The 22,270-nt window shown below is 61.8% G+C and carries 12 protein-coding genes; 3 read left to right on the top strand and 9 right to left on the bottom strand.

The features are described from left to right. Nucleotides 1-65 precede the first annotated feature (65 nt). From lysS to ltrA, 3 genes are all read right to left on the bottom strand, one after another. Complete coding sequence (gene lysS, locus HV670_RS08560; RefSeq protein ID WP_175104344.1) at nucleotides 66-1,595, bottom strand: lysine--tRNA ligase; 1,530 nt, start codon at nucleotides 1,593-1,595, stop codon at nucleotides 66-68. 81 nt (nucleotides 1,596-1,676) lie between these two features. Continuing rightward, nucleotides 1,677-2,781, bottom strand: a protein-coding gene (prfB, locus tag HV670_RS08555; protein ID WP_175104343.1) for a peptide chain release factor 2 whose coding sequence is annotated in 2 segments (ribosomal slippage) — nucleotides 1,677-2,699 and nucleotides 2,701-2,781 — 1,104 coding nt in all. Because the reading frame shifts where the segments join, the coding sequence is not laid out codon by codon here. A gap of 113 nt (nucleotides 2,782-2,894) precedes the next feature. Then, nucleotides 2,895-4,595: a group II intron reverse transcriptase/maturase gene (gene ltrA / locus HV670_RS08550; RefSeq protein ID WP_175104342.1), complete on the bottom strand. Its 1,701-nt coding sequence runs from the start codon at nucleotides 4,593-4,595 to the stop codon at nucleotides 2,895-2,897. A 1,330-nt stretch (nucleotides 4,596-5,925) separates the two neighbouring features. Between ltrA and uvrA the strand changes: the two genes are divergently transcribed. Next, complete coding sequence (gene uvrA, locus HV670_RS08545; RefSeq protein ID WP_175104341.1) at nucleotides 5,926-11,865, top strand: excinuclease ABC subunit UvrA; 5,940 nt, start codon at nucleotides 5,926-5,928, stop codon at nucleotides 11,863-11,865. Between the two features lie 574 nt (nucleotides 11,866-12,439). Next, nucleotides 12,440-15,340: a hypothetical protein gene (locus HV670_RS08540; RefSeq protein WP_175104340.1), complete on the top strand. Its 2,901-nt coding sequence runs from the start codon at nucleotides 12,440-12,442 to the stop codon at nucleotides 15,338-15,340. Between the two features lie 65 nt (nucleotides 15,341-15,405). Here the strand turns inward: HV670_RS08540 and HV670_RS08535 are convergent, their stop codons facing one another. The 6 genes from HV670_RS08535 to HV670_RS08510 form a co-directional block, all read right to left on the bottom strand. Beyond that, nucleotides 15,406-16,440 carry an alpha/beta hydrolase family protein gene (locus tag HV670_RS08535; RefSeq protein ID WP_175104339.1) on the bottom strand — a complete coding sequence of 345 codons (1,035 nt, stop codon included), beginning with the start codon at nucleotides 16,438-16,440 and terminating at the stop codon, nucleotides 15,406-15,408. A 69-nt stretch (nucleotides 16,441-16,509) separates the two neighbouring features. Further along, a complete protein-coding gene (locus HV670_RS08530) occupies nucleotides 16,510-17,133 on the bottom strand; it encodes a cysteine hydrolase family protein (protein WP_175104338.1) in 624 nt (207 codons plus the stop codon). A gap of 83 nt (nucleotides 17,134-17,216) precedes the next feature. Continuing rightward, nucleotides 17,217-18,125: a cation diffusion facilitator family transporter gene (locus HV670_RS08525; protein WP_246257169.1), complete on the bottom strand. Its 909-nt coding sequence runs from the start codon at nucleotides 18,123-18,125 to the stop codon at nucleotides 17,217-17,219. Nucleotides 18,126-18,262: 137 nt separating this feature from the next. Beyond that, the gene (uxuA, locus tag HV670_RS08520) at nucleotides 18,263-19,312 is read right to left on the bottom strand and encodes a mannonate dehydratase (RefSeq protein ID WP_175104336.1); all 1,050 of its coding nucleotides are present in this window, start codon (nucleotides 19,310-19,312) and stop codon (nucleotides 18,263-18,265) included. Between the two features lie 390 nt (nucleotides 19,313-19,702). After that, nucleotides 19,703-20,725: a nucleotidyl transferase AbiEii/AbiGii toxin family protein gene (locus HV670_RS08515; RefSeq protein WP_175104335.1), complete on the bottom strand. Its 1,023-nt coding sequence runs from the start codon at nucleotides 20,723-20,725 to the stop codon at nucleotides 19,703-19,705. Next, a complete protein-coding gene (locus tag HV670_RS08510) occupies nucleotides 20,718-21,314 on the bottom strand; it encodes a DUF6088 family protein (protein ID WP_175104334.1) in 597 nt (198 codons plus the stop codon). Before HV670_RS08510 ends, HV670_RS08515 begins: the two co-directional genes overlap by 8 nt. Before the next feature lie 757 nt (nucleotides 21,315-22,071). On the opposite strand from HV670_RS08510, the gene HV670_RS08505 reads away from it, so the two are divergent. After that, the coding region (locus HV670_RS08505) for a transposase (protein WP_484555930.1) at nucleotides 22,072-22,270 on the top strand (199 nt) is incomplete at its 3' end.

The raw sequence follows: 22,270 nt of genomic DNA, 5'->3' as shown, positions 1-22,270 counted from the left end.
GAATGTATAAAGAAAAACGCCGCGATTAGATCGCGGCGCGGGGCTTTCCAAGAGTCGTGCGCGACTCACTCTTCCTTGCGCAGATGCGGAAAAAGAATCACATCGCGGATGCTCGCGCTGTCGGTCAGCAACATCACGAGACGGTCGATGCCGATCCCGCAGCCGCCCGCCGGGGGCATGCCGTACTCGAGTGCGCGGATGTAGTCGGCGTCATAGAACATGGCCTCTTCGTCGCCCGCATCCTTCTGCTCGACCTGCGCCTTGAAACGCGCAGCCTGGTCTTCGGGGTCGTTGAGTTCGGAGAATCCGTTGGCGATCTCGCGGCCCGTGATGAAGAGCTCGAAGCGCTCGGTGATGCCCGGCTGGGTGTCGGAAGCACGAGCGAGTGGCGAAACTTCAATGGGATAGTCGACGATGAAGGTCGGCTCCCACAGTTGCGATTCAGCGGTTTCCTCGAACAGGGCCAGCTGCAGCGCACCGGCGCCGGCGTTCAGGAACGCCGCATCCGCGGTATTCACGCCAAACTTCTTGAGTTCGGACTTCAGGAAGGCGATATCCGCCAGCTGCGCGTCGGTGTACTCGGGTGCGTATTTCTGGATAGCCTGGCAGATCGTGAGCCGATGGAAGGGCTTGTTCAGATCGAGTTCGCGGCCCTGGTACACGATCGATGCACTGCCGCGCGCGTCCGTTGCCGCCTGCCGGATCACGCTTTCGGTGAAGTCCATGATCCAGCGATAGTCGGTGTAGGCCGCGTAGAACTCCATCATCGTGAACTCGGGGTTGTGGCGCGGCGAGACCCCCTCATTGCGGAAATTGCGGTTGATCTCGAAAACGCGCTCGAAGCCGCCGACCACGAGCCGCTTCAGATAGAGCTCCGGCGCGATGCGCAGGTACATCTCCATGTCGAGCGCATTGTGGTGCGTCACAAAGGGCTTGGCCGCGGCACCGCCCGGAATCGGATGCAGCATCGGCGTTTCGACTTCAAGAAAGCCGGCATCCGCCATGAAGCGGCGAATCGATGAGACCGCCTTGGTCCGGGCGATAAAGGTTTCCCGCGTTTCCGGCGTGACGATCAGGTCCACATAGCGCTGGCGATAGCGGGTTTCCTGGTCGGACAGGCCGTGAAACTTGTCGGGCAGGGGACGCAGCGCCTTCGAGAGCAGGCGCAATTCGGTGCAGCGCACCGAGAGCTCACCCTTATTGGTCCGGAACAGCACGCCGCGCGCCGCGACGATATCGCCGAGATCCCATTTCTTGAACGCGTCGTAAGTCGCTTCGCCGACATCCGCCGGCGTGATGAAGAACTGGATCGGGCCCGAACCGTCCTTGACGGTCGCGAAGCTGGCCTTGCCCATCACCCGCTTGAGCATCATCCGGCCGGCCAGCGCGACTTCGAGCGGCGCGGCTTCAAGCGCTTCCTTGTCGGTGTTGGCGTAGGTGGCTTGCAGATCGGCTGCCTGATGTGTCGGCCGGAAGTCGTTCGGATAGGCGTTGCCGTGCGTACGCAGCGCCTGAAGTTTCTCGCGGCGCTCGGCGATGATCTGGTTGTCGTCGTGCGAGGCTTCGGCGGCGGGTGGGGTGTTCTGATCGGTCATGGTGACGGGTGTCGCGGTCGGGGGTCGGGAGACCCGGGCAGTCGGGGTCCGGGGACCCCGTCGTTTGGTGGGCGGAACCGGCTAGACGCCTTGTTTGAGACTGGCACTGATGAAATCGTCGAGATCGCCATCGAGCACCGAGCGCGTGTTGCTGATTTCGACATTGGTCCGCAGGTCCTTGATACGGCTCTGGTCGAGCACGTATGAACGAATCTGGTGGCCCCAGCCTACATCGGTCTTGCTCGATTCGAGTCGGTCCTGCTCGGCCTGGCGCTTACGAATCTCGGCTTCATAGAGCCGCGACTTGAGCATCGCCATCGCCTCGGCCCGGTTCCGGTGCTGCGAGCGATCGTTCTGGCACTGGACCACGATATTGGTCGGCAAGTGAGTGATACGCACCGCCGAATCGGTTTTGTTGATGTGCTGTCCACCGGCGCCCGATGCACGATAGGTATCGATGCGCAGATCAGCCGGGTTGATGTCGACCTCGATCGAATCGTCGATCTCCGGATAAACGAACACGGACGAGAACGAAGTATGGCGGCCGCCCGACGAATCGAACGGCGACTTGCGTACCAGCCGGTGCACACCGGTCTCGCTGCGCAGGAAGCCGTAGGCGTACTCGCCCTCGACCTTGAACGTCGCGCTCTTGATGCCAGCGACTTCACCATCCGACTGTTCGAGGATCTCCGTCTTGAAACCCTTGCGTTCACAGTAGCGCAGGTACTGGCGCAGCAGCATCGCGGCCCAGTCCTGTGCTTCGGTACCGCCCGCGCCGGCCTGGATGTCGACGAACGCGTTGTTCGGGTCGGCCGGGTTGTTGAACATCCGGCGGAACTCCATGTCCGCAACGCGCGCGTCGACACCGCCGACGTCCGCCTCGACGGCCAGCAGCGTATCTTCGTCGTCCTCATCGCGGGCGAGTTCGAACAGGTCGCCCGCGTCGCGCAGATCGCCGTCGAGCGAGCTCAGTGCGTGCACGACGCCCTCGAGCAATTTCTTTTCCTTGCCGAGCGTTTGTGCGCGCTTGGAGTCGTCCCAGATCTTCGGGTCTTCGAGTTCTTTATTGACTTCGTTCAGGCGCGCTTCTTTGACATCGTAGTCAAAGATACCCCCGAAGCTCGGCCGCGCGCTTGCGCAGGCCGGCAAGGGTCGCTTCGAGCGTATTCAGACGTTCGGCTTCCATGTCTTTCAGTTCCGGAGTAGGGTAGCCCCCCTTCCTTTCGGAAAAAGGGGCCCCCTAAGAACTGTACGTGCGAGTTTCCCCGCATACAGCTCAAGTCTACAAACAAGATTCCGCTAGTGCGGAACCGGCTTAGTTACTACAAGTTTACCAACGTGAACCTGTTGGTGGCAGTGTGGATGGAGCAACACGCGGTTGGACAACTGGTCGGACCCACCATGCATCCGGTACACCAGATGGTGGTCGTGCCAACCCGTTTCGTCCGTTAGCTTGCAGCCACAGAGCGCGCACAACCCGCCCTGCGACATGTACAGCGTCACCCACTGCGTGCGGTAGCGCATCGAGTGCTCCATGCGCTGTTGCCGCAGTTGCTCGCCGTACTGCTCCCACAACGGATCAAAGGGATGAAAATCCCCTTTGATCTTGAGGTGTCGCCTGATCGGCATATCGCTGATTTGGTACAGACCAAGTAACCGGCTGCCGCCATCGGGCCACACTACAGGAACACCAAACACCCAATTGCGATTGCCAACAGAGTGGAAATACTTTCTTCGCACCCAATCGGCCTTCTTGTTTGGGTGGCGGCGCTTCGACCACCACCAGAGCCTCTGAAAAACCAGATGCTCCATGCGGCTGTACGCCTGCTTGGCAACTACGCTGCTGTGGTACTGCGCCCAGCCTCGTAGCATCGGATTCAGCAAGCGGATCAGATCCTCCTGCCTTACCGTCTTGTTACCGCTGATTGCCTCCGCCACCTTGCGATAGAACGTCTGCACGTTCTTCTTGCTCGGCTTGATGAGTAGCTTTCCGTGGTACTTCCGGAAATTCCACCCCAAGAAGTCGAAGCCTTGATCGATGTGGGTGATCCGCGTTTTCTCCTCGGAGAGTTGCAGTCCTCGAACAGCAAGGAAGGCTTCCACCCAAGGCCGGACTTCGAGCTCCAGAATCTCTTGCGAGACCCCGGTAATCACGAAATCGTCCGCGTACCGCACCACATGCACCTTCAGCTTCTTGGCCTTCGTGATCCCCAGTTTTGCATCGAGATGCGCAGCCAGTTCTCGTTCCAGCCCATTCAGCGTCACGTTTGCCAGCGTCGGGGAAATGATGCCCCCCTGTGGCGTACCGGCTTCCGTCGCCAGCAACTGACCTTTATAAATCAGGCCAGCCTTCAACCATTTCCGGAGAATCGCCGTGTCCATCGGGACATTGCGCTCCAACCAGTCATGGTTGATGTAGTCGAAGCAACCTTTGATATCCGCTTCCAGCACCCATTGGGCCGAGGCCTGTTTGGACATGGTCACGAAAATCTGAGACATGGCGTCCGCCGTCGAGCGATGACTCCTGAACCCATAAGAGTTCGGGTCGCTCGTTGACTCCGCCACAGGCTCGAGGGCCAGCAGATACAGGGCTTGCATCGCCCGGTCCCGCATGGTCGGAATGCCCAGAGGGCGTTCCTTCCCGTTGGCCTTCGGGATAAAGACTCTCCGTAACGGCAGAGGCTTGTACCCGCGTCGCTTCAACTGGCCGATAGCAAGCCATCGGCTCTCTGGCGAATCCCATAGCTCGCGATCGACTCCCGCCGTTCGCGCACCCTGGTTTTGCGTAACACGTCGTACCGCATACAGCTTCGCGGACAACGTGCGAGTCAGCATCCGTTGTAGGGCTTTCACCCTGCGCCAGTCGCTTTCCCGCGTCGCCTTCGCAATTCGAATCTGCATTCCCCTCACGTTCCGTTCAACCCGGCGCCAATCAACGGCGTACCAGTCGTCCGGCGCGTGGGAGAGCGCAGATCGAGTCTTTCGACTTGATACTTTCATGCTGCTCTCCTACTTGGACAGAATCCCAAGCGGAGACGCATCTTCCCCGTTGGGGCCGATACGCCCCGCGGGGGAAACCAACAATTCTTAACGACGCGAATGCATGCACTCGCGTGTCACCAAGTTACTAAGGGTCAGTCAGCCATCTTGCGACGGTAGACCAGACGGAAGTCTGCCCGCTTTCGCGTGGGGTGATATCGCAACCCCTATCCGAACCATTACAGCCCGGCGTTCGCTTTTTCCGTCCTCCCATACCCGCACAATCAACAGCGTCCCTTACGGTTCGCCTGCCAGCCAAACCCTGCTGGCAATCATACGGGCTTACCACGTTCCCGGCATGTCACACGACTGACTTAGGTTCTGCCTTTCCGCCGGCGGCCATCATGACGACGCATTTCGAGTTTCCAGCGAAATGTCCGACCGCATACCTTTTGGTTGATGCCTAACAGCAGCTTTGGCACCGCAATTCTTACGACGTTTATCAGCAGTTCACTTACATTAACCTTATCAGTCAGCCTAGCTCCTCGACCCCATCGCTGCTAGGAGTCTCCAAACGGGCACCTCACGGCGCACATCTGCCCGAAACGTCCGGGGGCTTCATTGTCAGAAGAGCTTCAAACCCCACCGTTACCAGTGACGCATGTCTTCCTAGGCTACTGCTAGTCGCATAGCAGGTTCCCTAGCCACCTCCCAAAAACGTAGGTGGCTCGAACCATGACACACCGAGCTTTCGCTCGTATCGCTTAGCGAATCCGTTGCATTACGCGCGGGACTTGCATACATCAATCCGCTTGGTCAGCGGAGTTGAAGCCGCTGACTGGGCGGTACCTGATGGTAGTCAGGCAAATACATCGCGGTCTTCGGCATAAACGGCCATGCCGGAGACTCGCCTATGGCGATCCCCGACAATGCCCTACCGGGTCTCGCGTCACTAAAATCAGGTGGGCCAGAGGCACCACCAATGGTCGGCAGAACGCTTGGAGCCGAGACTCCGCGTGGTGCCGACAAGGTCGATGCCCGTAACGTGGGCAGACGGACACGAGCGTGCGTGTCGCACAAAAACGAGAATTATAGACGATGAGGGAGCCCCGGAAGCGTGCGTGGCGCATGCGGGCGTGACGCGAAGTCTTTACCATGGAGCCAGCGGTCGCGATCGTATTCGTGCAATGGACTTCGGTATACTGTATGGATAAACAGTGTGCTTGCTCGTCGACGGGACACCCGGGTGCGGCCGGCCAGGGGATGCACGCGCGGGAACGGTCCCTGCGGCACTGTGCGCACCCTGCAGCACAGATGATCATCAGCTAACTCATAGAGACGGTTGGATAAATTGCCATCGAATACCGATATCCGCATTCGCGGAGCCCGCCAGCACAATCTGAAGAATCTTGATGTCGACCTGCATACGGGCCAACTGACGGTCGTGACCGGGCCCTCGGGATCGGGCAAGTCAAGTCTGGTTTTCGACACGCTGTATGCCGAGGGCCAACGGCGTTACGTCGAGACTTTCAGTGCGTACGCACGCCAGTTTCTCGACCGGATGGACCGTCCGCAGGTCGATCGCGTCGACGGCGTGCCCCCGGCGATCGCGATCGACCAGACCAATCCCGTGCGGAGTTCGCGCTCGACGGTCGGCACGATGACCGAGCTCAACGACCACCTCAAGCTGCTGTTCGCACGGGCGGCGGAATTATTCGATCGCCACAACGCGCAGCCGGTCCGCCATGATTCGCCGGAGACGATCTATGCGGAGTTGTGCGCGCGCACGCGCAAGCTCGATCCGCGGCTCGTGGTCACGTTTCCGGTCGAACTGCCTGACACCACCACGGATGACGAGGTTCAGCAATGGCTGTCCGCGAGCGGCTACACGCGCGTGCAGGCGCAGCGCGAGGTCGTCACGGCGGGGGGGCGGCGCAAGCTGCTCGATGTCGTCGCGGACCGTTTCCGCATCCAGCAGACCGAAAAGGTCCGCGCGCTCGATGCGATCGAAGCGTCGCTCAAGCGCGGTACGGGCCGCGTGAATGTGTATGTGCTCGCCGACGAGGGCGAACCGCAGATCTGGCGTTTCTCGACCGGCCTGCACAACCCCGACAGTGATATCCGCTATGCCGATCCGCAGCCGGCGCTCTTCTCGTTCAATTCGGCCTATGGCGCCTGCGAGACCTGCCGCGGCTTCGGTCGCGTGATCGGTATCGATCTCGGCCTGGTCATTCCCGACGAGCGCAAGACCTTGCGTGGCGGCGCGATCAAGACGATTCAGACGCCGGCCTGGAAGGAGCAGCAGGACGACCTGATGAAGTTCGCCGGGCTCGCGGGCATTCCGCGCGATACGCGATGGATGGAGATGACTCAGGAACAGCGTGACTGGGTGATCAACGGCGCGCCTGACTGGAACGGTGACTGGAATCGCAAGTGGTATGGCGTCAAGCGCTTCTTCGACTACCTGGAGTCGAAGGCGTACAAGATGCATATCCGCGTGCTGCTGTCGAAATACCGCAGCTACACGACCTGTGGCACGTGCGGCGGCGCGCGGCTCAAGACCGAGTCGATGCTGTGGCGTCTGGGCACCCGGTCGGATGCCAACGCGGTGTTGTTGCCTGAACACCGCTTCATGCCCTGCGGCGTCGACTGGACCCGCGAGCAGCTCGAGGCGCTGCCGGGCATGACGGTGCACGACATCATGCTGATGCCGATCGACCGGATCCGTGCGTTCTTCGATCGCCTGAGCCTGCCGAGCACCTTGCTCGACGATGCGCTGAAGCTGCTGCTCGGCGAGGTCCGCACGCGGCTCAGATACCTGTGCGATGTCGGCCTCGGCTACCTGACCCTCGACCGGCAGAGCCGGACCCTGTCCGGCGGAGAAGTACAGCGCATCAACCTGACCACCGCACTGGGGACCTCGCTCGTCAAAACACTGTTCGTGCTAGATGAGCCGAGCATCGGCTTGCATCCGCGCGATATGAACCGGATCGTTGAGGCGATGCACCGACTGCGCGACGCGGGCAATACGCTCGTGGTCGTCGAACACGACCCGGCCGTGATGCTGGCCGCGGACCGGCTGATCGACATGGGGCCGGGGCCCGGCGAGCGCGGTGGTACGATCGTCTACGACGGCACGCCCACGGACATCCGGCAGGCCGATACTCTGACGGGGGCCTATCTCGGCGGCCGCAAGCATGTCGCCGACGCGGCGAACTGGCTGCCGAGGCCGGTCGAAGTCGATACGCTGCGACTCACGCTGACCGGCGCCCGCGAGCACAATCTGCGCAACGTGACCGTCGAGATTCCGCTGCAACGAATGGTCTGCGTAACCGGTGTATCCGGATCGGGCAAATCGACCTTGCTGCAGGACGTGCTCTATCCGGCGCTCGCGCGGCATTTCGGCAAGACGAGCGATACACCCGGTGCGTTCGACGACTTGATCGGTGCCGACGCGCTCAGCGATGTCGTGTTCGTCGACCAGTCTCCGATCGGCAAGACGGCACGCTCGAATCCCGCGAGCTATGTCGGCGCGTTTGACGAAATCCGCAAGCTGTTCGCCAAGGTTCCGCTCGCGCTGCAACGCGGCTATGGACCGGGCGTGTTCAGCTTCAATGCGGGCGACGGCCGCTGCCCGACATGCGGCGGCTCGGGTTTCGAACACGTAGAGATGCAGTTCCTCAGCGACGTCTACCTGCGATGTCCCGATTGCGACGGCCGCCGCTACCGGCCGGAGATTCTCGATGTCCGGATCGAGCGCATGGCGGCCGGCGGCACGCCTCGCGAGCTGAGTGTGGCCGACGTGCTCGACCTCACGGTCAGCGAGGCCACGGCGCTGTTTGCCGACGATGCCGAGGTGCTGCGTGTGCTGCAGCCCATCGTCGACGTGGGCCTTGAATACGTGAAGCTCGGCCAGCCCGTGCCGACCTTGTCGGGCGGTGAGGCGCAGCGGCTCAAGCTCGCGGGCTTTCTCGCGGAAGCGGTCGGGGGGCGTGCGGAGGAACGCGGCGCCAGGAGCGCCGGCAAGGCCGTTGCAAAGAAGGGGGGGCTAGTCAAAGGGCAGGCCAAGGGGCTGACCAAGCCGGGGCGACTCTTCATGTTCGACGAGCCGACCACCGGCCTGCATTTCGACGACATCGCGAAGCTCATGCGCGCGTTCCGCAAGCTGCTCGATGGCGGGCACTCGCTGATTGTCATCGAGCACAATCTCGATGTGATCCGTACCGCCGACTGGCTCATCGACCTGGGTCCGGAAGGCGGCGAGGGCGGTGGCCAGATCCTGTGCGCGGGCACGACCGACGACATCAAGGGCTGTGCCGGCTCGCATACGGGCCAGGCCTTGCTCGACTACGACCGCGCGGTAGTGGCGGGCGAGGTCGGTGACGGCGTACCGTTGCAAAAGGCCTTGCAGGCCGCCGGTGCGCGCCGCGCGCTCGAAGGCGAGGATGTCGTGCGCATCGTCAACGCACGCGAGCACAATCTGAAGGCGCTCGATGTCGATATCCCGCATGGCAAGTTCAATGTCGTCACCGGCGTGTCGGGCTCGGGCAAGTCGACGCTCGCCTTCGATATCCTGTTTCATGAAGGGCAGCGCCGTTATCTCGAATCGTTGAACGCCTATGCGCGTTCGATCGTGCAGCCGGCGGGCCGCCCTGAGGTCGACGCCGTCTACGGGATTCCGCCGACGGTCGCGATCGAGCAGCGCCTCTCGCGCGGCGGCCGCAAGAGTACCGTCGCGACGACCACGGAGGTCTGGCATTTCCTGCGCCTCTTGTATGTGAAGCTCGGCATCCAGCACTGCATTCACGACGGCACGCCGGTGAGCTCGCAAAGTCCGGAGTCGATTGCCGCCCAATTGCTGCGCGACTACAAGGACCAGCATGTCGGCCTGCTCGCGCCGCTGGTCGTCAACCGCAAGGGTGTCTACACCGATCTCGCGAAGTGGGCGAAGGCGCGCGGCAACACCCATTTGCGCGTCGATGGGGAGTTCGTGCCGGTCGATCCCTGGCCCAAGCTCGATCGCTTCAAGGAGCATACGATCGAGTTGCCGGTCGGCGACCTGGTCGTCTCCGCCGATCGCGAAGGCGAACTGCGTGCGCTGCTGGCGCAGACACTCGAGGCCGGCAAGGGGATCATGCATCTGCTTGCCCCGCTTGACCGGCTACCGGCCGCGTTCGGCAATGGGCAGCCGACCGCAGGCATCGGCAAGACCAGGGTGTTCTCGACCAAGCGCGCCTGCCCGGTATGCGGCACGAGCTATCCGGAGCTCGATCCGCGTATGTTCTCGTACAACAGCAAGCATGGCTGGTGCACGAGTTGTGTCGGCACGGGCCTCGCGTTGACGCGTGAGCAACGTGAGGTCTATGACGACACGGTCATGTCGGAGGATGGGCGAGGGCGCGAGCAGACCATTCCGTCCGATGAACAGGAGGCCGAAGGTGTCGGCGACGAGCCGTGCCCGGACTGCGAAGGCACACGGCTCAACCCGGTTGCGCGCGCGGTGACGTTCGACGAGCAATCGATCGCCGCAGTCGCGCAATGGACCGTCGGCGACACGCGGCTGTGGATCGAACAGCTCGAACTCGGCGGCCGCGATGCCGAAATCGCACGCGACGTCGTCAGCGAGATTCGCGGCCGGCTCGAGTTTCTCGAGGAGGTCGGCCTCGGCTACCTGACCCTCGACCGCGCGGCGCCGAGCCTCTCGGGCGGCGAGGCCCAGCGGATACGTCTTGCCGCGCAACTCGGCAGCAATCTGCAGGGCGTGTGTTACGTCCTCGACGAGCCGACCATTGGCCTGCATCCGCGCGACAACCAGATTCTCCTGAACGCATTGCGCAAGCTCGGAGACAAGGGCAATACGCTGGTCGTCGTCGAACACGACGAGGACACGATACGGCGCGCCGATCACATCATCGACATCGGCCCGGGCGCGGGCAAGCGCGGCGGCAATTTGGTCGCGCAAGGTACCGTCGCCGATCTCGCGGCGCAAGCCGATTCGCTGACCGGGCAGTTTCTCGCGCGGCCGGTCCTGCATCCTCTCCAGCCGCGCCGCACAGTGACGCCCGCGACCGGGCGCGGTGCCGCGACGCCCGAACATTGGCTGACCGTGCACAAGGGGACGCTGCACAATTTGCAGAACGTCACGGCAAAGCTCCCCTTGTCGAGGCTCGTGGCGATCACCGGCGTCAGCGGCTCGGGCAAGTCGACGCTCGCGCGCGACGTGCTGATGACGAATCTGCTCGACGCGGTCGGCCGTTCGGTCTTGTCGTCGCCGGCCACGCGGCGCGCGCGCAATGCGGCCCAGGCGGCGGAGCCGAAGTCGGCGCGCCGTTCGTCGAGTGTGCTGGCGCGTTCGGCACCGCGCGTGAAATTCGAAGTCAGCCATCAATGGCACGGCTGCGAATCGATCAGTGGATTCGAGGCGATCGACCGTGTGCTCGAGGTCGACCAGACCCCGATCGGCAAGACACCGCGTTCCTGCCCGGCGACCTATATCGGCGTGTGGGACACGATTCGCAAGATGTTTTCCGAGACGCTCGAAGCAAAGGCACGGGGCTATACCGCCTCGCGTTTTTCGTTCAATACCGGCGAGGGCCGCTGTCCGGTCTGCGAAGGTCAGGGCGTGCGCACCATCGGCATGAGCTTCCTGCCCGACGTCAAAGTGCCTTGCGATGTCTGCCACGGCCAGCGTTTCAACCCCGAGACGCTTGCGGTCACGTGGCGAGGCAAGAATATCGGCGAAGTACTGACAATGGAAATCGACGAAGCGGTCGAGTTCTTTGGTGCGGTCACGCAAATCTCGCATCCCTTGCAGTTGATGAAGGATGTGGGGCTCGGCTATCTGACGCTCGGTCAGCCTTCACCGACCTTGTCGGGCGGCGAAGCGCAACGGATCAAGCTGGTGTCGGAGTTGTCCAAGGTGCGCGACGATGTCGCGCGTCGCGGGCAGAAGGCGCCCCATACCTTCTACGTGCTCGACGAGCCGACAGTCGGTTTGCATATGGCCGACGTCGCCAGGCTGATCCGTGTGCTTCACCGCCTCGTCGATGGCGGCCATAGCGTCCTTGTGATCGAGCACGATCTCGATGTGATCGCCGAGGCGGACTGGATCATCGATCTCGGGCCGGAGGGGGGCGTGCGGGGGGGCTCGATCGTCGCGGCGACCACGCCCGAGCAGCTGGTCGAGCTGCCCGCAAGCCACACGGGTGTTGCGCTCGGGCCGGTGCTTGCGCGTGGTGCTCCGGCGTTGCTCGATCCCTTGGGTGCGGAATTGCCCGAGGCCATCGACTGAGAGAGTGCGTTGGGCGGCGGCAGACGACGGTCTGCCGCCCGCTTCCCCTTGCCCTTGCCGTGCGGCGCGTTTCGCGCGTGCGAGCATGCAGTCGACGCTTTCACAAATCGATCGGCTTGCGCGGCGATGCTTTTCGGAGATCGTCTCGGGCTTCATACTGAGCGGAAGATTCGGTAGCACGAACGATGACGTCGGAGACGAGCACAGGAGGCGCGAAAATTCCTACTCCTGCTGAGCAGGAGCAAGGGGACTTCATCGGACGCTGAATCTCAAAGTGTATTGGTAACCAATACAGATCAAAAATGAGAGCAGCATGTGGCGGCCGGTTTGCTATAGGTTGATTCCTGGCAGAGATCCGGCGCCGCGTGACGATACAGGTCCCCCCAATATGACGAATATCGTTAGAGGCTTTGGCACGGCCCTCGCCGTACGTGTGCAGTCTTTCTGCAAAAGCACGCTGCCCGCGCCGCAAAAATGCAACCCAGTGCTTCTCGCCGCTCGCCGATTCCGGAGCGACTCGTGTTTCCTGCACGGACCGGGCGGTTCGCATGGACCGGCTTGGGCGAACGGTTCCTTGTCCGACTCCGCGATGCGCGGCTTCCCGTTTGCATCCCAGGGTTTGGACGTGCTGCACTGTCACGCTGACGCGAGACTGGCGAAAGGGGCCGACGCCGAAGCGGCGGTCCAGGCAGCGTTCGAAACCTTGGGCCCGGAACGGATCACACGTTCGACACCTGATTTGCCGGCGTGTCTGGCCGAACTGCCCGCCTTGCCGCTATGCAATGAACAGGGACAGCTCAGGGCGCTGCCGATGGCCGCGGTGCTCCGGCAATTGAGTTCGGTGATGCAGGCGCGCGACACAGATCTGGCGCGCCTGTCTGACAGAACAGCGGGGCCGATTCGCTGCGAGCGGCAAATGTTCGCGATGCCGGGGTGGCTGCGCAAGGCATCGAACTTTGACCAGGTACGGCTACGCAAGGAACGCACGAAGGTGCGCGAAGCGGCGCAGGAGTTGAACTGCTGGGCGCAATGCCTTGCCGATTCAGGAGACGTCTCAGTGAGCCTTGCCGATGCCAGTGAACTCTCGAAGTCGCTCGACGCACTCATGCGTCGCGTATGGCGTTCGGATTCGCGTATCGAGGAAGCACTCAGGCGTCTGCAGGTTCAGGTCGAAGGCAGTGTGGCGACGCAATACAGAACCTCCGTCGAGGACCTGCTCTATCGGAAATACGCGCCTTACCGGCATCCGGGTGCACGGTCGGAGTGGCGGCTGGACGCGGGTGTCGGCGCAGCGGCCGGCACGGCCGCGGGCGTCGACAGCTTGTCCGTCGGCGCAACGGCTGGCGCGACGTTCGGCGTGAGCCGCGTGCGTGCGCTGGGTAATGACGATGAAGGGTTCGTACAGGAAAGTTGCGGGGTCACTCGCAGCGTCGCTGCCCACGTCGCGACCTCGCTAAGCGGTGCGGCCAAGGCACTCCTCTCCGCCAAGGCATTGACGCAAAAAACGGTCTATGTCGAATATGACGGGATTCGGCATCTCGTCGAGTCGCCGGACAGCCGGGTTCAGCGGGCGCGCTTCAGGGAGATTGGGAAACTGTTCAGGCATGCGCCATTCAAGGTCAGGTCGCTGGGCGATCTCACGAGACGGCAGAATGACGCCGCCTTCCAGGAAGCGTCTCTTGCAAGGGCGACCGGCGGCATCGAACTGCCGACAGAGGACGACGCGAAGGCCATCCATCGTGTCCACACGGGCCTTCGTGCCCCAGTGCAGAAACCGCCGGCCGTCGGCGTGGCGAGGCGCATCGCCGTGCAGGGCGATGCCGCGGCCTCGATCGGCTTGCCTGCCGGGTTCGGTGCGCAAGCCGCGCTGTCGGGCGGGGTTGCGTCGACCCGTGTCCGGCACGATGTGTTGCAGCCTTTCTGGAACGCGATCGGCGGCGACCGCCCGTCGTTTCGTCTTCTCGACGCAGACGAACTCGATGATCCGGCGCGTTCCGATTCGCTCGACATGCAAAAGAGGCGGCAGGCGATCCTCCAAGGAGCGCTCGGGCTCGCACCGGCGTTGGCACGGCTCGGCTTTCCCGAAGCTTTGCCGCCCGGACCGACGAAGGCGCTTGTGCGCAAGGGTTTCGCGCTCAGTGTCATATCCGATCGCAGCCATCTGCATCGGATTCTGCAGAGAATGGAAGACCAGTTCGACCTTTACTGCCTGGCCGGTCGCGAGGTCGCGAGCGGCAAGCGCGAGGCAGCCGCCCTGATGCGCGATTTCGAACGTATATGGAACGTCAAGGGCCGGATGCGCGAGACGGCCTACGTCCAGAAAGTCTGCCTCGCGCACAATGCGATCGCACTCCGGCTCAGGCAGCTTGCAGTCGAGCAGCGTGCACGCGGCGACAGCCATGCCGCCGCGCGATGGCATGCGGACTGGACGCGGCTCGACGCGTTCTGGAACAAACTGCGCACCCCCGATCTGCCGCACCGGCAGGTCAGGCTTCTGCCGCACATCGCTTTCAGGGACATTCTGTGTCCCAGTTCAACTGAACGTCATGTTGGCCTGTCGTTCAGTGCGTCCGGCAGCTGGAGCCTGGCGGGCAGCACTACGGGACTCGGTGTGGCAGCAAACGTATCCGTCAGCGCGTCGTTCCGGCAAGTGCGTCACCCGAACTACTTGCGCGAAGGCGACTACATCGATCTCAAGTTCGATTTCGGCGGCTCGGGAGTCGTCGCGGCTCAATACGGTGCCGTGCTGCAGGCATTGAACGGTTTGTCGAGCCGCCTGGCCTTGCCGCCCGAGTTGCTCGAGCATGCATTCCTGCTGACCGGGACGACGCCCTTGATCGCCGCCTCTGTCGAGGGCGGCGTTCAATTGATGCTGCGTTTGTTTCGGCCGGCTTTCCGCACCGATCCCGATGCGGCCTATCGTTTGCAGTTTGCGCGTGTGCTGGGCACGCAGGGCGGGGGATGCTCAATTGGAAAGGTCACGGTGCCGATTGGCCCGGCATCCGCTTCGGTCGAGGCGGGCGGCCGGGTCCGTCATACCCGGTTGCTCGATGAATGGCTTGGCGAGGATACGCTGACCTATGTGATGTTACGGTACAACCGCATGCGGATCCGGGCGCCGTTCGACGATGAGGGGGAGTGGTCGGACTTTGTCGTGCGCCACCGGAAGGCTTTCGAGAAAATGTTCGCACGCCTCGGTGACGTCGACAGCGCGGTGTGCAAGGAAGCGCAATTCATGATGGACCAATTGGCTCTCGGCGCCCGAAAAGCCGACCGGCCGGCGGCGCTTGCCGAGCGTGACCGCTTCGGCGAGGCGATGCGCCGCTATCGGTCGAGCCGCTCCGGACTCGACTTCTACAACGCGAGAGTCTGCTTTGAACAGATGCTCGCGCGCCAGCTCACCCGTTGGCAAGAGGTGAGGGTCGCGGCGCGCAGGCACTGGGAACTTGATGATCGGATTCGCTTCGTTTCGTGAGCACGTCCTGAATCTCGATGCGAGCGGAACGGATGCGCTAGCCCCCAAACCCATTTGGGCAGCTACTAGTGCGACTTGGGCTCCGACTCCGACTTCACCCCCCGCTCCGGCTGATGCCCATGCTCATGCGCGAACGGGAGCGGGATGCCGGTTTCCGGTTCCGCACGATGAATCACGGCCGTCGGCCAGGGATTTGTTCCGTGCCGGAGCCAGACGAGCAGCGCCTGCCAGAAGTCGTCCCGATGGCGCGCGTGAAACAGACCGAAGTGGCCGATCGAGGCGTGGCCGAGATCGACGGGCTTCAAGACCACGATCGATCGCTCGGAGGATCGATAGTAGTCAAGTGTCCGGCGAAGTGCCGATGGTGTCGCAAAGTCGTCATCAGTCGTCGCGACCGCGAGAATCGGAGCACGTACCGCGGCGAATCGTGCGAGCAAGGCGGCGCGCTCGTGGCTCGGGTAATGGGTTTCCATTGCCGCCTTCCGGAAACTCCATTCGGCAGCGACGCCGGCGGGCAGGTCTTCCAGCCAGCCGAGCCGTCGTCCCGGAAAATAGCCACTTGCCCAGGTCAGCAAGGGCATCACGACATGCCATTTGAGAATGAGCTGCGTGCGCTTGGCCGGTGCGTAGTCTCTGTAGTACGCATATTGCGCGCCGACCGTCAGCATCCGGTCGATTTCCGGCGCGGCGGCTGCGAAGCCGGGCAGGAAACCGCCGATGCTATGGCCGATGACGAGCAGCGGGTGCGCGGCATCGCGCTTGCGCGCCCATCGTATGACGGCGTCGAAATCGTATTCTCCCCAGTCGCGCCATCGAATGCCGCTGCCTTTTAGTCGCGCTGGCCTTGAAGCGCCGATGCCGCGATAGTCGTAGGTGATGACCGTGAAGCCGTGCTCGACGAGGAAGCGCGCGAGGTGATGGTAGTAGCGGGCGAGCACACCGGTCGCGGGATTGATGATGACGGTGCTGAGTGCTTGCGCATCGCGCTGCGTCCAGAGATGACCGTGCACGACATAACCGTCCTGGCACTCGATCGCGATCTCGGTCGATGAGAGAGCGGACGGCGTAGACGGAGACGGGGGCAGGCGCGGTTCGATCATGTGTCGCATGTGCTGAGGGCTTGCCACGGCGGAACGCCATGACAGCGAGGCCGCTGCGTGCCCCGGGAACTAGACCGTGACCGCGCGCCGATTGGACAGATACACATTATCCGCCGCGAAGCGTTCGCCGCTTTTGACTGCGCCTAGCCAGTCGGCCGTGCTGACGACGGCCGCAAAGCCCGTGTGCATGACAACCGTGAACACCCGGTGAATTTCTTCGGCTGTGGCTGAACCCAGCGCATTCGAATAGGGCAGGGAGCCGGCCGCATCGTGCAGGAGTTCGACGCTCCAGCCTTCGTGAGATGCTTGCCGCGCCGTGGAGTCGTCGCAGTTATGGGTCATGTAGCCGACGATGGACAGCGTATCGATCTCCCGATCGCGCAGCCACTGGCCAAGGCCCGTGCCAGTCAATGCGCTGGCCTTCGACTTTTCGATCTCGTGATCGCAATGACGGTCGGCGACCAGCGGGTGCAATTCAGCGCCATTGCTTCCACGCGCAAAAACCGGCGACGTCTCGGGCGCCATATGCCGCACGACGACGATCGGAATACCGGCATCGCGTGCCGCATCCATGGCTTTGCCGATATTGGCAAGCGATGTCTGGACATCGGGGTACTCGATGCGGAGATTGCCCGTGACGTACTCGTTCTGGACGTCGATGACAATGAGGGCACGTTTTGCTGGCTGGGGCATGTGAGGGTTCCTCGGTGGGTGATCTGACAGATTATCCACTCGACGTGCCATATGGGGCACTTCCGCGGATCGCCACGATGGTCTCAGCGACTGACCGAAGCCACGCGATCGTCCAGCCGGTCATCGACGATGCCGGCGGGTTCGAGGTGCGCGGTCACGTCCGCGGCCGGGAACAGATCTTTGACGGCGCATTCGGCCAAATCGCCGATAGCATGCCCTTCATCGACCGACAAATGGCCGTCGACCTCGACATGAAACTCCACGAACACGCGGTCGCCTCCATCCCGGGTACGAATGTCGTGGATGCCCGCCACCCCTTGACAGGCGAGCACCGCCATCCTGATCTTTTCCCGCTCGGGAACGTCGAGTTCACGATCCAGCAATTGCACCAGTGCATGCTGCGCCATGCCCCGCGCATTCCAGAGCATGTAGCAGGCGATGGCCAGGGCGCCGATCGCATCGGAGCGTGTCCAGCCGAAGAAGCGATCGAGCACCAGCGCGATGAGCACAGCGATATTGACGGCCACATCCGTCACGTAGTGCGCTCGATCGGCCGCGATCGCGGTGGACCCTGTTCGCTTCACGACATAGGTCTGCATCGACACCAGGGAGATCGCGGCTGCCGTGCTTCCGATGATGACCCAGATGCCAAAGCCGAGCGCTTTCAACGGTTCGGGCGTGATCAGCCGCTGCATCGATTCGACGCCGAGGGCCACTGCCGCTCCCGCCAGCAGCAGCGCCTGGATGAGCGCGGCCACCGCTTCGGCCTTTCCATGCCCGTAGCGATGCCCGCTATCGGCAGGCCGTTCCGCGTACCGTACGCCCGCGAATGTGACCAGCGACGCGAGGACGTCGACCAGGCCATCCGCAGCGGAGGTCAGCAAGGAAATGGAGCCTGTTTCAAGCCATGCCCAACACTTCACACCGACCAGCAGGAAAGCGACGCACACCGCCATCGTCGCCGCCACGCGGCGCAATTTTTTGTTTGTCAAATTTTCAGTCATTCAATAAAACCAAAAGGCAGGTCCAAGCCTCGAAGCCAAATTATAGTTATTGCCACAAACTCGTGGAACCCTCGAGCACGATCGGAGCCGCGTCGAACACGGGACCGGCTCGGCTTACCGGCTGTTTACACCCGGGTCTTCATCTTCTGAATGCCCTCCCACAGGCCGTTCAAATAGACCGCACCGAGAGCACGGTCATAGAGCCCATAGCCCGGCTTGCCTGTTTCGCCCCAGATCATGCGACCGTGGTCCGGGCGCACATAGCCTGTGTACCCCGCATCGCTGTAGGCCTGCATGATGGCAGCCATATCGAGGGAACCATCGGCCGAGCGATGCGCGGTTTCGTAGAAGTCACCGGCTTCGTTCACCTTGATGTTACGCATATGGGCGAAGTAAATGCGGTCTCGCGTGGCAAATTCACGCACCAGATCCGCGACATCGTTCCCTGTGTCGGCACCTAGCGAACCGGAACACAAGGTCAGGCCGTTCGCGGGTGTGTTCACAATCGACAACACCCGGTTGAGATCGGAGCGGTTCTTGACGATACGTGGCAATCCGAAGATCGGGCGCGGCGGATCGTCGGGGTGAATCGCCATCTTGATTCCCACTTCTTCAGCGACGGGAATGACCCTCTTCAGAAAGTATTCGAGATTGGCCCATAAGCCTTCCTCATCGAGCGAAGCATATTCCTCGAGGAGCGCCTTGAGTTGCTCGGGCTGATAACTGGTATCCCAACCCGGCAACTGGATGCCTTTGCCCGGATCGATCCGGTTCACCGTCTCGACATCGAATTCGAGCGTGTATGAACCGTCGGGCAGGACTTTGCGCAAGGCGGTTCGCGTCCAGTCGAAGACCGGCATGAAGTTGTAGCACACCACCTTGAGGCCGGTGGCCGCGAGATTGCGCAGGGTCTGCGTGTAGTTCTCGATCAAGGCATCGCGCGTTGGTTTGCCAAGCTTGATGTCTTCGTGAACCGGCACGCTTTCGATGACCTCGAATGCCAATTCGTGAGCTTGAATCTTGTCGCGCAGCTCGACGATCTTCGCAAGCGGCCAGACCTCGCCGACCGCGACGTCGTATACCGCCGACACGATTCCTGTCATGCCCGGGATCTGACGGATGCTGGCGAGCGTGACGGGATCCGCGTCGCCAAACCACCGGAATGTCATCTTCATATTGAAGTCCTCTGGGAACCATTCCAAGGCAGGGCCGGGGCGCGCCTCGACCTTTAGGTTTGCCGGTCGTAAGGTGTGTTGGCCGCTAGCGGAAGTATAGCGGCCCGGCCGGGGGGCAGGCCCACCGGGCGGCCGACGCGTGAATGACCCTGGTTTTCCGCTGGTCTCATCAACGAATCTATGCCTGTTGCGCGGGTAAACCCTAGAAATTTTACCCTTTATCTAGCTATTGAATGACTATTGTTGATGAAATACATTCATCGGGATACGCCTTCCTTCAGGTCGCCCAGGCAGTCGAAGGCGTCGTGGACCGACGGGAAAGGTCCACGAAAAACAGTGACCATCGGGTGTGGAGAGCACGACCACGATCGAACACGGTCCTGCATATGCCTATTGCGCTACTTGTTTCGCGTTGGCCTTATGTTGAATCACTCGGCAGCGTTCTAGTAGCGACTCAAATGACTCGACGTCGTCGAGGAACAGGCCGTCGTCGACCATGTGTCGGTAGTCTGCTGCCAACTTGGTCAGCGCCCCGCGATCGGGGACAAGTTGAAGGTCCCCGCTGACCGCGGCGTGGTAGTCGATGACCTCACCTTCGGTGTCTTTCTCGCTGAAAAACACGCTCTTGTGATCGGCTACTGCTCGGCCAATTGCCGTATCCGCGATAGCTGCGTCAGCGAAGCCCGCATTGTCCAAACGCGTTACGTCATGCCAGTGACGCGCGAAGCGCTCACCACCCCGAAATTCGCCCTGGGCACAATAGACGTGAATCGCGGTGGCCTTCTCCCAGAAAGTCCGTTCGGCGCGCATGACTTGTGGTTTCGCAGTCGGAAATTCGATTCCCTTTAAGAACGCGGCACTATCGCAATGGATGGTACGTGCGTCGCAGGGCTCGCCAGTCGAGCGGGCGCCAAATTCCAACATGACCGTGGGGGAGACGTATCCAGTGCCACTTGCCGGCGGGGAGTAGTCAATGAACACCTTGTCGTTCTCACCTCGCACGTTTGCCGGTAGCTTGCCTTGCTCAAGCTCAAGTTTCAGGCGTGGCGTGATCTCGGTAGTAACCCAGTCGCAGAGGCGTGCACGAATTTCCTTACTCCATTTCTTTTCCTGGCTCTTGCTAGCCGGTAGCGGAACTACTGCATCCCCTATCAGATCACTTGCGATAGCGCGAATGTCGTAGGTCAGGTCCACGTCTTCGGAAAAGCGACGGATGACGCCGTAGGCCTTGGACAAGGACGTGCCGCCTTTAAATACCAGATGCTTGGCGTAGGGGCCAGCAAAGAGATGCCGAAGCGACCACACCACCCAGATGTCTTTTTCCAATAGATGTGGCAACCGTCCGGATGCATCGGCTGCCGTATTGAGCGCATCCAAACGCTCCTCTGCGGAAAGCTGAAAGAACTCAACCATGGGTCACCAAAGCGCTGATTTCCTGAGCCATCCAAGTTGGCAGCCGTGCGCGAGCCCCCAAGACTTCTTTCAGTTCGGTGAGTGATAGCTTGGCGCGCAGTTTCCGGATTGCTTCACCGGCTTTTTCGGGACCTAGCCATGCCAACGCTCGGACCACCTCGCCGGCAATCTGATGAGGAAAGATCAATTGCCAGATCGGCGCATGCCGGAATTCGACAGATTGTGCCCCCAGTTTCAAGCGGCGGCTCGGGCCGGACGTGAGATAGACCGCCCGCATGGGCACTTGCGTGGTTAGACCGAGCGCATTAGCGGCTGCGGCGCCGTGCGACACGATCGTTTCGCCACGATGAGTTGCGAGCCCTTCGACCATTTTGGCGGCAGACGGCGCGCGAGTGCCAAAGCGACTTGCGACGGGCAGGACATAGATGCCGCGGTCCGCCCGGATTAGTGCGCCGCGCTGTGCGAGACGGGATAGCGCCTGGTCTACCGCAGCACGATTGCCCAAATGCAACAACTCTTTGGCAACCAAAGGCGTGCCTTCTGGAAGGCCGGTTGCGTGTTCAAGTACTTGTTGCGCGAGGGTCTGCATGGCGATTTCTCCTGACTGTCAGAAGTATGGCGTTATTTCTGACACATTTCAAGGGCGCTTCAGAACTTGCCGAATGCCACGTGTCGCAACAGAGATAGCGGCGTCGGGCAGCTTCGCAATAGAGAAGGAACCGCGTCTTTCCCAGAGCGGCCGCGGCACCGGGACTGGTACTGGGGGGGGGCCGCAAGAGGATGGGCGAGCTTTTTTGTCAAAATGGCGTTACAGAAAAACGCCGCGTCAATTGTGCGATAGCGCTTCGACGGAAGTGTGCTAATCCAGGTGCGCCACTTTCCTCATCAATGTAGGTCTGTTCGCAAGGGACGTCGGCGAGCGCGGAATGTGCCATCGCGCTATGCTGCCTCTGCACGGGACCTAGGAGGTTCGCCATGTCGACTGCTTATCGTTGCCGCAGGACGATCGTGAAAAAGGGATTCGAGGCGTTTGCCGTTGCCGCTGTTGTTGCCGGGCTTGGCGCGTGCGCTGGAGATGGTGGGTCGATGGGAGGTGCCGGAGGACCGATTCGCGATCTGAATTGCCAGTTCGGTTCCCCTTGCGGCAATGCGCAGGGCATTGGACCGCAAAGTTCACTAGCGCGCTAGGTAGTCGCGCTAGTGCAGAAGTGGATTTCGTCATAGCCGTGGCGGGCAGCACCCGAGCCTTACAAGGTGATGGAACGGAGTAAAGGATTCGCTGATCAATTGACTTCAGCTACACGATGCATGCATGCTGAAGGCGATGCGAACAGAACGGTACGGACATGAAGCAACGCAGCTTTGCAAGCGCCGAGTACGCGATGAAGAAGAAGCAAACGCGACGGGAGAAGTTTCTCGGCGAGATGGAGCGCATTGTGCCGTGGCCTCGCCTGATGGCAGTGATCGAGCCGCTGTACCCGAAGAGCGGGCGTGTGGGCCGACAGCCCATCGGAGTGCCGAGAATGTTGCGCATGTACTGTCTGC

Source organism: Pararobbsia alpina (assembly GCF_902859895.1).
In the GTDB taxonomy this organism is placed as follows: Bacteria; Pseudomonadota; Gammaproteobacteria; order Burkholderiales; family Burkholderiaceae; genus Pararobbsia; species Pararobbsia alpina.
The sequence above is the reverse complement of the archived record's forward strand: the minus strand, read 5'-3'. Positions and strand labels throughout refer to the sequence as shown.